This window comes from Stappia sp. TSB10GB4 (genome assembly GCF_900185745.1).
Lineage (GTDB): Bacteria > Pseudomonadota > Alphaproteobacteria > Rhizobiales > Stappiaceae > Stappia.
This window is the reverse complement of sequence record NZ_FYAV01000082.1, coordinates 19406-31446: the sequence shown is the minus strand read 5'-3', so window position 1 is coordinate 31446 and position 12041 is coordinate 19406. Positions and strand designations below refer to the sequence as shown.

The 12041-nt window shown below is 67.6% G+C and carries 10 protein-coding genes; 2 read left to right on the top strand and 8 right to left on the bottom strand.

The genetic code is table 11. From position 1 onward, the window contains the following. Positions 1 to 72: 72 nt before the first annotated feature. Positions 73 to 717, bottom strand: coding sequence for a histidine phosphotransferase ChpT (chpT, locus tag TSB10GB4_RS22350; protein WP_186388409.1), 645 nt, complete (start codon positions 715 to 717; stop codon positions 73 to 75). A 205-nt stretch (positions 718 to 922) separates the two neighbouring features. Further along, entirely contained in the window at positions 923 to 1429 is a 507-nt protein-coding gene (locus TSB10GB4_RS22345) for a hypothetical protein (protein WP_208984930.1), read from the bottom strand. 289 nt (positions 1430 to 1718) lie between these two features. Here TSB10GB4_RS22345 and TSB10GB4_RS22340 point away from each other — a divergent pair, with 289 nt between their 5' ends. Beyond that, positions 1719 to 2309: a DUF1134 domain-containing protein gene (locus tag TSB10GB4_RS22340; protein WP_186388408.1), complete on the top strand. Its 591-nt coding sequence runs from the start codon at positions 1719 to 1721 to the stop codon at positions 2307 to 2309. A 222-nt stretch (positions 2310 to 2531) separates the two neighbouring features. Continuing rightward, a complete protein-coding gene (locus tag TSB10GB4_RS22335; protein WP_186397544.1) occupies positions 2532 to 3689 on the top strand; it encodes a hypothetical protein in 1158 nt (385 codons plus the stop codon). Positions 3690 to 3728: 39 nt separating this feature from the next. Here the strand turns inward: TSB10GB4_RS22335 and TSB10GB4_RS22330 are convergent, their stop codons facing one another. The 6 genes from TSB10GB4_RS22330 to TSB10GB4_RS22305 all read right to left on the bottom strand — a co-directional run bounded on the left by TSB10GB4_RS22330 (position 3729) and on the right by TSB10GB4_RS22305 (position 11941). Further along, positions 3729 to 4565, bottom strand: a complete 837-nt coding sequence (locus TSB10GB4_RS22330) for a dipeptide ABC transporter ATP-binding protein (RefSeq protein ID WP_186388406.1) — start codon at positions 4563 to 4565, stop codon at positions 3729 to 3731. Then, positions 4562 to 5440, bottom strand: a complete 879-nt coding sequence (locus tag TSB10GB4_RS22325) for an ABC transporter ATP-binding protein (RefSeq protein ID WP_186397543.1) — start codon at positions 5438 to 5440, stop codon at positions 4562 to 4564. Before TSB10GB4_RS22325 ends, TSB10GB4_RS22330 begins: the two co-directional genes overlap by 4 nt. A 4-nt stretch (positions 5441 to 5444) precedes the next feature. Beyond that, complete coding sequence (locus TSB10GB4_RS22320) at positions 5445 to 6362, bottom strand: ABC transporter permease subunit (RefSeq protein WP_186397542.1); 918 nt, start codon at positions 6360 to 6362, stop codon at positions 5445 to 5447. 13 nt (positions 6363 to 6375) lie between these two features. Further along, on the bottom strand, positions 6376 to 7383 hold the full coding sequence (locus TSB10GB4_RS22315) for an ABC transporter permease subunit (protein WP_186388403.1): 1008 nt from the start codon (positions 7381 to 7383) through the stop codon (positions 6376 to 6378). Between the two features lie 123 nt (positions 7384 to 7506). Continuing rightward, positions 7507 to 9111, bottom strand: a complete 1605-nt coding sequence (locus TSB10GB4_RS22310) for an ABC transporter substrate-binding protein (RefSeq protein ID WP_305849871.1) — start codon at positions 9109 to 9111, stop codon at positions 7507 to 7509. A 352-nt stretch (positions 9112 to 9463) separates the two neighbouring features. Next, positions 9464 to 11941, bottom strand: coding sequence for a mechanosensitive ion channel domain-containing protein (locus TSB10GB4_RS22305; protein ID WP_186397541.1), 2478 nt, complete (start codon positions 11939 to 11941; stop codon positions 9464 to 9466). Positions 11942 to 12041 lie beyond the last annotated feature (100 nt).

The window sequence follows — 12041 nt, the reverse complement described above, 5'->3', positions numbered from 1 at the left end:
ATCCCTGACGGAGACAATGCGGCTCAAACAGTTAAGATAGACTGAAACGACGTAGGGTACTTTTGAAGCAGTTTAACCCGCGGAGGTGGCAGTAATCTTGACTCCATCGTCTTCCTTAACGACTTCTAAAGCCATACCGGAGTCACGGGCGAGCAAGACGGCGTAGACCGGCTGAACGGTGTGGGCGTCGATTCTTTCCGGTTCCTTGCCGGAGGTCATGTCGAGAACAAGGGCCGGAACCTTGGTTGTCGATCCCGTTACTTTCAACCGGAAGGTGGGAGCCTGCGCATCGCCGTCCATGGTGACGGTGATCAGGCCGCCGCGCGGGACGCACTGGTTGGCCAGCAGCACCAGGTTGAGCAGCAGCTTGACCCGGTTCTTGGCCATCAGGAGACGGGGCACCTGCCAGTCGAGATCGGCCTTCTCGTTGGCGAGGAAGCCGGCGGCAACCGAATGAGCGTCGCCAAGGTCGATCTCCGCGCCGGCCGAGCCGGCGGCGCCGAAGGCAAGGCGGGCGAATTGCAGCTTGGCCGAGGCCTGACGCGCGCTCTTGCGGATCAGGTCCATCGCGAATTCCTTCATGTCCTCGCTGTTGTCCTCGTCGAGGACTTCGAGGCCGTTGGTGATCGCGCCGACCGGAGAGATGATGTCGTGGCAGACGCGGCTCGCCACCAGGGCGGCAAGGTCGAGGGCGCTGAGTTCGTCGATGGCGGTCATGAAGTGTCCTTGGCGATATCCCTGGGAGGCCCCTGGCGATACATGCGCCTCGACGAGTGGCAGCGTCCCTGACCGGCCGTCCTGGTTGTCCCGGACGATGCCAAGGCCGTGCCTGCCGTCGCGGCACGATTCGATCCTCGCGAAAGGGTTACACCGCCCGTTCCGCGCTGCCAAGCGGTCCGGTCTCCGGCCGGTCTCCCGCCGGTCAGTGGCTGCAGCCTTCGGCGCGGGCATGGCCCCTGGCGGCGGCCAGCAGGTTGTCCGGATCGGCCAGGAACAGGAAGCGGTTGATTTCGGAATGGAAGAGCAGGAGGTGGCCGTTGTAGAGGGCGAAGATCATCGGGTTGCCGATGGTGACGAAGCCTTCGGCGAGCGCCAGCGGGTCGCAGCCCCGCAGAAACGGCGCGTAGACATGCGGATCCTTCAGGAAGGCGGCGCGATTGCCTTCGTTGACGAACATCCAGACGGTGTCGTCCCAGCGCAGCTCCTGCCGCCGGCTGCCCTGGCGCGGCGCGCGGTCGATGAAATAGGCGACCGGATCGTGGCCGCCGAGCGCATAGCCTGACATCGGATCGGTGGCGTAGTCGATGGCCGGAGCCGGGGCGGCGATCAGAAGGACGCCCAGCAGGCCGGCGACAAGGGCCGGCAGGCTCCGTCCGCCGCGCCGGGCCGGCGACCATAATCTTTTCCGATTTGGACTACACTCTGGCATCGAATCAGTCCGCGTTCCCCGGGGCGACGACTGTGCCCACAAGCCGGGTTCGAGGGCAACCGCGGAGGAGCCCGGCCGGGGGCCGGCGGCCCTTGCCGAATGCGGCAGTGTCACTGGAAACGTGTCACTGGAAACGCGTCACTGGACGCGTGTCGCCGGAACGAGGTGTCTGTCGGCGGTCCGCGCAGGTTCGACAGGGCGTTTGGGCGGCGGCAAAGGTTGACCGCGGAAAACGCGCGGATGCCGGAAGCGAACCGCTGGCACGCGCGAGCATCGAGGATGGAGCATCATGACGTCACTTTCCCCTTTCCGCGCCGGCACGATCGCCGCCACCCTGGTGTTCGGCCTTCTCGCGCTCGTCGCGGCCGGCCTGCCGCAGGCGCGGGCGCAGCAGCCCGAGCAGTACAGCCAGGGCGAGTTGCTCGATACCGGCCATCGCTTCTTCGGCCAGTTGTCGGGCGGCCTTGCCTCGGTGGTGGAGCGCGCGGTGGCGCAATACGGCCAGCCCAACGGCTATATCCTCGGGGAGGAAGGCTCCGGCGCGCTGATCGCCGGGGCGCGCTATGGCGAGGGGCAGCTCTACACGCGCAATGCCGGCACCCACAAGGTGTTCTGGCAGGGGCCGTCGCTTGGCTGGGACATCGGCGGCGACGGGGCCCGGGTGATGATGCTGGTCTACAATCTGCCCGACACGTCGGCGATTTATCGCCGCTATGTCGGCGTCAACGGCTCGGCCTATCTGATCGGCGGCTTCGGCATGACGGTGCTGTCCAACCACGACATCTATGTGGTGCCGGTGCGTGCCGGCGTCGGCGCGCGGCTCGGGGTCAATATCGGCTACCTGAAGTTCACCGACCAGCCGACCTGGAACCCTTTTTGAGCGGAGCCGTGCCGAGGCGCTTGGCGGGCGACCCTGCGTCTTGTATCAGGAAGGCATGGTAAAATGTGCAGGTGACGGGGCGTCGATGTCCCGCGGCCTGCAAGGCCGAGGCACGCGAGGCGCCAGGGTTTCGGTGCCTGGGTCCGGGTGCGGGGCCTCCATGGCCGGAACCGTCCGGCGCCCGTGCTCCAACGGTGGTGAGCGGTCTTGATTGAAGCGGCAATGTATGTGGCCCTCGGCGTCTGCCTCGCCGGCCTGCTGGCGGTGGCGCTGATCCCGACCGTGTGGCGCCGGGCGGTGCGGCTGACGCGCGCCGCCGTCGAGGCGACGACGCCGATGACCCATGCGGATGTGCGCGGCGAGATCGCCGGCCTGCGTGCCCGCCACGCGGTCGAATACCGCAAGCTGGAGGCGGGGCTGGAGCGGTTGCGGCAGCAGGCGACGGAGAACCGTATTGCCCGCGACCGGGCCGAGGCGCTGGCCGGCGACCTGCGCGCCGAATTCGGGGCGAAGGATCAGGCGCTGGCCGAGGCGATGGCGCGGGAGGAGGATCTGCGCCGCGAGATCCATGACGGCGGCGAGGCGCTGGCGCGGGCAAAGGCACGCATCCGCGAGTTGGAACGCAGCCTCAAGCGGCTGATGGCGGCGGAGGCCAGCGGCGACAGGGGCGGCGGATCCGGCGAGGCCGTTCACGTCCAGCCTCCTGTTTCGATCCACCCCCCGACCGTGGCGGAGGTCGAGGTGCCGATGGTGGCGGTACGCGGCGACGATCCGCTCGGCAAGGTTTCCGAACTGACCAGGGTGACGGCGCTGGAGGGCGAGATCGCCTCGCTGAAGCGCCGGCTCAAGCGCGCCGAGGAGCGCGCCGCCGCGGCCGGCGGGATCGACGAGGCGTCCGGCACGCAGGGTGCGGGCCGGGGCGCCGGCCTCAGCCGGCAGGAACTGCGCGCCCGCGACGACCGGCTGTTCGAGACGGAGTCGCGGCTCATCGCCGCCCAGGCGGAAATCACCCGCCTGTCGGTGCTGGCGGAAGGGACTTCGGGCGAGGAGACGCTGGCCGGGGAAGCGGCGCGGCTGCGCACCGAGAACGAACGGCTGCGGGCGGAACTGCGCGGCAATGACGATTTCGTCGCCCTGCGCGCGGAGCTTGCCGGCCTTGCCGCCTCCGTTGCCGCCTCGCTCGGGACCGACGAGGATCTGGCGCCGGTGCTTGCGGCAACGGACGCGCCTGATGCTGTCGCCCCGTCGGTGGCTCAGTCGCTGGCCGCACGCATCCGCGCGGTGCGCGAGCGCAAGGCGCCGGCAGCGGACGGGGCAGTCCAGCCGCCGCCGCAGGCGCCCAAGCGGGAGACGCGCAGCAAGGCCAAGGCCGGCGGCTGATCCGGCCGCCGCAACCGAGCGAAATGGCCGCCCCGGCGTTCAGCCGGCGGCGGCCGACTTCTTCTCCAGTCGGGCCCGGATGCTGGCGACATCGGCTTTCGGGGTGGCGGCAAAGAGCGTGCGCGTATAGGCGTGCTGCGGATTGCCGAAGACCTCGTCCCGCGTGCCGTATTCCACCGCCTCGCCGAAATACATCACCATCACCTTGTCGGCGATGTAGCGCACGACCGAGAGGTCGTGGCTGATGAACACATAGGTGAGGCCGAATTCGTCCTGCAGATCGGCCAGCAGATTGAGGATCTGCGCCTGCACGGAGAGATCCAGCGCGGAGACCGGCTCGTCCAGCACGAGCAGGCGCGGGCGCAGCATGATCGCGCGGGCAATGGCGACGCGCTGGCGCTGGCCGCCGGAGAACATGTGCGGATAGCGCCCGTAATGCTCCGGCTTGAGCCCGACCTTTTCCAGCATGGCGAGCGCCGCGTCGCGCCGCTCGGCCGCGCTCATCGAGGTGTTGAGCAGCAGCGGCTCCTCCAGCACGGCGCCGATCTTCTGGCGCGGATTGAGCGAGCCATAGGGGTTCTGGAAGACGATCTGCACCGCCTGGCGCATCTCCCGGGTGATGCCGTGGCGGGTGATGTCGATCGGCGTGCCGTCGATCTCGATGGAGCCGGAGGTCGGGGCGTCGATCATCGTCAGCATGCGGGCGAGGGTCGACTTGCCGCAGCCGCTTTCGCCGACCACGGCCAGCGTCGTGCCCCGCTCCACGTCGAAGCTGACACCCTTGACCGCATGCAGCAGGCGCGGCGCGGAGAACAGGCCGCCGCCGATCTGGTAGTCGCGCTTGAGGTCGCGGACCTTGAGGATGACGTCGCTCATGGGCGTGCCTCCCGGCCGCTATCCGGGCCGGCCTGGGTTTCCCTGGCGAAGTCCCTGGCGAAATCCGCGACGGTCGGCAGCCGGTCGCCGGTGGCGTTTTCCGGCAGGGCCGAGAGCAGGGCCCGCGTATAGGGATGGCTGGGGTTCTCGAACAGGGTGAGCACGTCGGCGGTCTCCATCTGCCGGCCCTGGTACTGGACGACGACCCGGTCGGCGGTCTCGGCGACGACGCCCATGTCGTGGGTGATCATGATCAGCCCCATGCCGTGGTCGCGCTGCAGGCGGGTCAAGAGGTCGAGGATCTGCTTCTGGATGGTGACGTCGAGCGCCGTGGTCGGCTCGTCGGCGATCAGCAGCTTGGGATTGCAGGCGGTGGCGATGGCGATCATCACCCGCTGGCACTGGCCGCCTGACATCTGGTGCGGGAAGGCGCCGATCCGGCGCTCCGGCTCGGGAATGCCGACGGCGGTGAGCAGTTCGATCACCCGGTCGCGGCGCTGCCGGCGGTTGAGGCTCGTGTGGGTCTTCAGCGCCTCGTCGAGCTGGAAGCCGACGGTGAAGCAGGGGTTGAGGCTGGCGATCGGCTCCTGGAAGATCATCGCGATGTCCTTGCCGATGACCTTGCGCCGCTGCGCCGCCGAGAGGGACCTGAGGTCGGTGCCCTCGAAGGACATGCGCTCGGCGGTGACCGTCGCGGTGTCGGGCAGCAGTCCCATCACGGCCAGCATGGCGACCGACTTGCCGGAGCCGCTCTCGCCGACGATGGCGAGCACCTCCCCGGCCTCGACCGTGTAGTCGACGCCGGCAAGCGCGCGGAACGGGCCGCTGGCGGTGTCGAACTCGACGCTGAGATTGCGGATTTCGAGCAGGCTCATCGGGTCAGCTCCGCTTCAGCTTCGGATCGAGGGCATCGCGCAAGCCGTCGCCGACCAGATTAATGGCGAGCACGGTGATCAGGATCGCAAGGCCGGGGAAGGTGACCACCCACCAGGCGCGCAGGATGAACTCGCGCGCTTCCGCCAGCATCGTGCCCCATTCGGGGGTCGGCGGCTGCGCGCCCATGCCGAGGAAGCCGAGGGCAGCCGCGTCGAGAATGGCGTTGGAGAAGGACAGGGTTGCCTGCACGATCAAGGGCGCCAGGCAGTTCGGCAGGATCGTCTTGAACATCAGCCGCAGGTTGCCGGCCCCGGCCAGCCTTGCGGCCACCACATAGTCGCGGCTGCGCTCGGCCAGCACGGCGGCGCGGGTCAGGCGGACGAAATGCGGCTGCAGCACGATGGCGATGGCGATCATCGCATTGCCAAGGCCGGGCCCGAGCACGGCGACCAGCACCAGCGCCAGCAGCAGCGAGGGGAAGGCGAGGATCACGTCCATCACCCGCATGATCACGGTGTCGACCCAGCCGCGGAAATAGCCGGCGACGAGGCCGAGCACGATGCCGCCGGTGAGCGCGATCGTGACCACCACCAGGCCGATGAACAGCGAGAAGCGGGCGCCGAAGATCAGGCGGGAGAGGATGTCGCGGCCGACGGCGTCGGTGCCGAGCAGGAAGGCGGCCTTGCCCCCTTGCGCCCAGGCCGGCGGGGTCAGGAAGCTGTCGCGATACTGCATGTCCGGATGGTGCGGGGCGACCAGCGGGGCCGCGAGCGCGACCAGCACCAGGGCGCCGAAGACGACGAGGCCGGCGACGGCACCGCGGTTGCGCGAGAAGTAGAACCAGAACTCCGCCAGCATCTTGCGGGTGGCGTTGCGGCTTTCCGCCTCGACGGCGGCGGTGGAAACGGGTGTGTCGGTCATGGTCGGCCCCGGCTCAGGTGTGACGGATGCGCGGATTGACAAGCCCGTAGAGCATGTCGACCGTCAGGTTCACGATCATCACGATCAGCGCGATCATCAGCAGGCCGCCCTGGACTACGGGATAGTCGCGGCGGGAGATGCTGTCGATCATCCACTTGCCGATGCCCGGCCAGGAGAAGATCGTCTCGGTGAGGATGGCGCCGGCGAGCAGCACGCCCACCTGCAGGCCGATGGTGGTGATCACCGGGATCATGGCGTTTCTGAGCGCGTGCAGGCCGATGACGCGCAGCGGCGCCAGGCCCTTGGCTCTTGCGGTGCGGACATAGTCCTCGCCCAGCACTTCCAGCATCGCCGAGCGGGTCTGGCGGGCGATCACGGCGAGCGGGATCGTCGCCAGCACCAGGGAGGGCAGGATCAGGTGGCTGACCGCCGACTGGAAGGCGCCCTTCTGTCCGGACAGCAGGCTGTCGATCAGCATGAAGCCGGTGACCTGCGGGAAGAAGTACATCAGCGAGATGCGGCCCGAGACCGGCGTCCATTGCAGGATGCCGGAGAACAGGATGATCAGCAGCAGGCCCCACCAGAAGATCGGCATGGAATAGCCGACCAGCGCGGTGCCCATGATCGCCTGGTCGGTGACCGAGCCGCGGCGCACGGCGGCGAGGATGCCGGCGGGGATGCCGAGCGCCACCGCGATGATGATCGCGCAGATCGCCAGTTCGACGGTCGCCGGGAACAGCGCCATGAATTCGTCGAAGACCGGCTTCTTGGTGACGATGGAGTTGCCGAGATCGCCGGTGAGAACGCCGGCGAGATAGTCGAGATATTGCTGCCAGACGGGCTTGGAAAAGCCGAACTGCTCCATCAACTGGGCGTAGCGTTCGGGGCTGAGGCCGCGCTCGCCGGCGAGCAGCAGCACCGGATCGCCGGGCAGCAGGCGGATGAAGCCGAAGGCGATGATCGTCACACCGATGAAGGTCGGGACGAGCAGCGCCAGGCGTGCGAACAGGAAGCGGATCATCGGACGTGTCCAAAACGACCGCACTGGCCCCGGAAGAGATCCGGGCCGGTGCGGGATGGCGTTGGCCGGGCATCTCCACCCCGGACCTTGCAGCCGGAGCGGAGAGACCGCGGCGCGCGCGGTTTACTCGGCGATGTCGACGCCGTCAAACCAATGGCCGCCGAGCGGGTCCATGACATAGCCGGACACCTTGGCCGACATCGGCATGAACACGACCGAATGGGCGATGGTGGCCCACGGCGCCTGCTCCTTGAACACGACCTGCGCCTGTTCGTAGAGCTTGGTGCGCTCTTCCTTGTCCGCGGTGACCTTGGCCTTCTGGATCAGATCGTCGAAGGTCCTGTCGCACCACTGGGCGCGGTTGGCGCTGCCGACGCTGTCGCAGCCGAGCAGCACGGCGAGGAAGTTGTCCGGATCGCCGTTGTCGCCGGTCCAGCCGAGCAGGATGGCACCGTCGCGGTCGAGCTCGGTCGAGCGCTTCAGGTACTCGCCCCACTCAAAGGAGACGATCTCGACCTCGACGCCGACCTCGGCGAAGTCGGCCTGGATCAGTTCGGCCATGCGGCGGGCGTTCGGGTTGTACGGGCGCTGCACCGGCATCGCCCAGACCTTCATCTTGAGACCTGAGACGCCGGCTTCCTCGAGCATCTTCTTGGCGGTTTCCGGATCGTAGGGATCGTCGACGATGGCCTCGTTATAGGACCACATGGTCGGCGGGATCGGGTTCTTGGCCGCCTGGCCGGCGCCCTGGAACACCGCGTCGAGGATCGCCTGCTTGTTGATCGCCATGTTGAGGGCCTTGCGGACCTTGGCATTGTCGAAGGGGGCGATCCGGGTGTTGTAGCCGAGATAACCGACGTTGAGGCCTTCCTGCTCCATCAGGTTCAGATTGGCGTCGGCCTTGATGTCGGCGAGATCGGCCGGTGCCGGATAGGGCATCACGTGGCACTCGCCGGCCTTCAGCTTCTGCAGGCGCACAGAGGCGTCAGGCGTGATCGCGAAGATCAGGTTGTCGATCGGCTGCTTGCCGCCCCAGTAGTCGGCGAAGGCCTGGTAGCGGATGACCGCGTCCTTCTGGTAGCCGACGAAGGAGAACGGACCCGTGCCGACCGGCTCCTGGTTCATCATCTCCATCTTGCCGTCGGCGGCGAGCTTGTCGGCATATTCAGCCGACAGGATCGAGGCGAAGTCCATGGCGAGATTGGCGATCATCGGCGCTTCCGGCCGGCTGAGCACGAACTTCACCGTATGATCGTCGACCTTGACGATCTCCTTGATGAGATCGGGCATCGACATGCTGTCGAAATATTCCCAGGAGGCGCCGGCAGTATAGGCGTTCCACGGGTGGTTCTTGTCGCCCTGACGCTGGAAGGAGAAGATCACGTCGTCGGCGTTGAAGTCGCGGGTCGGCGTGAAATACGGTGTCGTGTGGAACTTCACGCCCTGGCGCAGGGTGAAGGTGTATTCCAGGCCGTCATCGGAGACTGACCAGCTCTCGGCGAGGCCCGGCAGGATCTCGGTGGTGCCGCGCTTGAACTCGACCAGCCGGTTGTAGATCGGCTTGGCGGAGGCGTCGAAGGTGGTTCCGGCGGTGAAGAGGGCGGCATCGAAGCCCTCCGGCGACCCTTCCGAGCAATAGACGAGGTTCTTGGCGGAGGCGGCGCCGGTCGCGAACAGGGCGAGGCTGACGCCCAGAAGGGCGGCCTTCATGCTGCGGCGGATGATCATGGATACTCTCCCAGTTAAAGGTTCGGCGCGCCCCGATTTATCTTCCCTTGGGGAAGTCTGTTTTCCTGCGGGACGGCCTTGAGGGCACATTAATGGCGCCCGCACAGGCTTACAACAGAATGATGGTTTCTATTTTCATCAAACTGGGGAAGAAAAATCCGGCAAAAGCCGCCTGCCGGAAGGCTCTCCCGCGCCGGCGGCAAGGCTGCGTTTACTTTGCGTCACCTAACGGTAACCGCAACGCTCACGTACAGGGCGAAACCACAACCCGGTCATTGCTGCGCTGATCATCGCTGCCGGCCCGTTGCCGGCTCCATGCGGCGGTCGAGGGAGCGCGCAGAGCCACGGCCCGTCACACATCGTCCTCGGACGGCACGTCCTGAGGCTTCTTGCGCCGCCGCCGGCGGGCTGGTTTGGGTCTCGCACCGGCCTCTGCCGGAACTGGCGTGTCGGCGGCCGGTGGTGCCGCCTGCACCGGCGCCGCGGCCGTGGCGAGGCTGCCCTCTTCGACCGCCGGGGCCCTGTCGGCCATGTGATAGGTGACCTGCGGGAAGGGGATCTCGATGCCGCGCTCGTCGAACACCGCCTTGATATGCTCGTTATAGGCGCGGCCGACCGACCATTGCGAGCCGGGGCGGGTCTTGATGCGGGCGCGCACGGTGATGGCGCTGTCGCCGAAGGTGGTGATGCCGTGCATCTCCAGCGGTTCGAGGATCTCGGCCTTGAAGTCGGTCTGCATCAGTCGGTCGAAGGCGGCATGCATCGCCAGCTTCACCTCGGTCAGGTCGCTGTCATAGGCAACGCCGATCGCCGCCACGTGATAGGCCCAGCCGCGCATGAAGTTCGCCACCCGGTCGACGGTGGAGAAGGGGATCATGTGGGCGGCCCCGTCGATGTCGCGCAGGCGCACCGAGCGGATCGTCAGCTTCTCCACCGTGCCGGTGACGCCGCCCAACGTGACGACGTCGCCCTCGTTCATGGCGTTCTCGAACTGGATGAAGGCGCCGGTGATGATGTCCTGCACCAGCTTCTGCGAGCCAAAGGAGATGGCAAGGCCGAAGACGCCGGCACCGGCGATCAGCGGGCCGATATTGACGCCGATCTCCGACAGGGTGAGCAGCGCGATCATCACCAGCAGCAGGATCGAGAAGGCGTTGCGGAACAGGTTGAACAGCGTCTTCTCGCGCGAGGTCGGCAACCGGCCGCGCGGATTGAGGCGCAGGTCCACCCAGGACATCACGGCGAGCCAGATCAGGAAGCCGATGCCGAGGATGATGCCGGCGGAGGCCAGCCGGCTGACCAGGTCCTGGCCGTCGCTGGAGTGGAACCAGGACAGGGCGTCGACCGTGCCCCAGGCGTGCAGGATGCCGAGCACGACGCCGACGAAGACGGCGAGGCGGACCAGCGAGAGCACCCTCGGCACGAAGGTGTTGAGCCGCCGCTCCAGCATCGGCAGCCGCTCGTGGATGTTCTGCGGCAGGTGCACGCCGCCGGCGATGGTCCGGGTCAGCGCCAGCGAGACGATGGTGCCGACCATCACCGTCAGCACCGACAGGCCAGTGGCGCGGACCATGAAGGTGACGGCGTCGAACGGGCGGGACAGCCAGACGCCGAGCAGCATCAGCACATAGACGATGGCGACCAGGTGCCAGATGCGGGCCGCGACCTCCACCAGGCCGGTGGCGACGACGTTGGACTGGCGTTCGGCATAGGCGAGGATCCGCTCGCGGGTGTCCTGGCGGTTGCGCAGGATCGCGACGATCGCGATGGCGACGCTGGCCAGCACGATTATCATCCGCAGCGAATCGGCGAGCAGGAAGGAGATGTTGCTGGCGACCAGCGGCACCGCCACCATCGTCCCGTAGCCGAGCAGGTTGTAGATGACGAAGAGCCAGCGCCGCCAGTACAGAGCCTGTTCGTCGTCGAGCGGGACGAGGCGCAGGATGCTGAATTCCGGGCTGAGGGCGAAGCGGGTCAGCACCTTCGCCACCTGGGTGAAGAAGAAGGCGTTGAGGAACAGCGATTCCACCAGTTCGACGCGGCCCCTCGTGTCGCCGGCATAAAGGGCGATCGCATAGCCGGCGCCGAGCGCGATGGCGACGACGATCGCCTCCGCCACGAGATGGAGAACCAGCAGCACGACGCGCCGCAGCACCGTGACCGAGCTGCCGTCGCCGATCAGCCGGGCAAACAGCCGGTCGGCGAGCCGGTGCAGCAGCGAGACGATCGCGAACACGGCGAAGGCGAGCACGGCCAGCCGCAGCACGATGCTCTGGACACGCTCCCAGTTGGCGCCGGCGCTATAGGCGAGCGCGGTCGGCAGCGAGGTGAAGGAGCGGGTGATCCGCTGCACATAGACCATGCCCTCGCCGAGCACGTTCTGGGTCGCGGCGGCGATGCGCAGCGCAATATGGGTCGGCTGGCGCGGAAACTCCGCCGCCGGAGCCTCCTCAGCCTCCGCCGCTGCCGCCGTGTTGGTTGCCGTGTCGGTTGCCGCGGCGGGGCGCGCTGCCGGCGGCGGCGTCGTGCCTGCGGTCGGCGGGGCGTTTCGCAGATAGTCGATCAGCGCGTCGCGGGCGCCCGGATCCTGCAGCAGGCGGATCAAGGCTTCCGCGTCCTGGCGGGCGCCGGCCTGCGGGTCCGCGTCCCCTGCGCCGTCCGCCTGGCTGCCCGCCTGACCTGTCGTCTGACCTGTCGCGGCGCCGCCCGGCTGCTGGCCGGATTGCTGGCCAGTCTGGGCGAAGCCCGGTCCGACATGGGCGGCCGAGAGCAGCAGAACGGCGGCGAACAGGAGGGCGAGGAGACGGGTCAGGCGTCCGTGGAAGGGCATGCGGCTTCCTTCTTGTGCCGCGCCGGCGTCCCTGCCTCGCCCGGAAGATGAGGACGGGACCGCATGGCGAGCGGTGGCGGAGGCGGCAGGAATGGCCGCC

Coding starts and splice junctions, on each gene's coding strand:
- TSB10GB4_RS22310 (WP_305849871.1), bottom strand. CDS start 9,111: ATGATCATCCGCCGCAGCATGAAGGCCGCCCTTCTGGGCGTCAGCCTC.
- chpT (WP_186388409.1), bottom strand. CDS start 717: ATGACCGCCATCGACGAACTCAGCGCCCTCGACCTTGCCGCCCTGGTG.
- TSB10GB4_RS22315 (WP_186388403.1), bottom strand. CDS start 7,383: ATGATCCGCTTCCTGTTCGCACGCCTGGCGCTGCTCGTCCCGACCTTC.
- TSB10GB4_RS22320 (WP_186397542.1), bottom strand. CDS start 6,362: ATGACCGACACACCCGTTTCCACCGCCGCCGTCGAGGCGGAAAGCCGC.
- TSB10GB4_RS22335 (WP_186397544.1), top strand. CDS start 2,532: ATGTATGTGGCCCTCGGCGTCTGCCTCGCCGGCCTGCTGGCGGTGGCG.
- TSB10GB4_RS22325 (WP_186397543.1), bottom strand. CDS start 5,440: ATGAGCCTGCTCGAAATCCGCAATCTCAGCGTCGAGTTCGACACCGCC.
- TSB10GB4_RS22340 (WP_186388408.1), top strand. CDS start 1,719: ATGACGTCACTTTCCCCTTTCCGCGCCGGCACGATCGCCGCCACCCTG.
- TSB10GB4_RS22305 (WP_186397541.1), bottom strand. CDS start 11,941: ATGCCCTTCCACGGACGCCTGACCCGTCTCCTCGCCCTCCTGTTCGCC.
- TSB10GB4_RS22345 (WP_208984930.1), bottom strand. CDS start 1,429: ATGCCAGAGTGTAGTCCAAATCGGAAAAGATTATGGTCGCCGGCCCGG.
- TSB10GB4_RS22330 (WP_186388406.1), bottom strand. CDS start 4,565: ATGAGCGACGTCATCCTCAAGGTCCGCGACCTCAAGCGCGACTACCAG.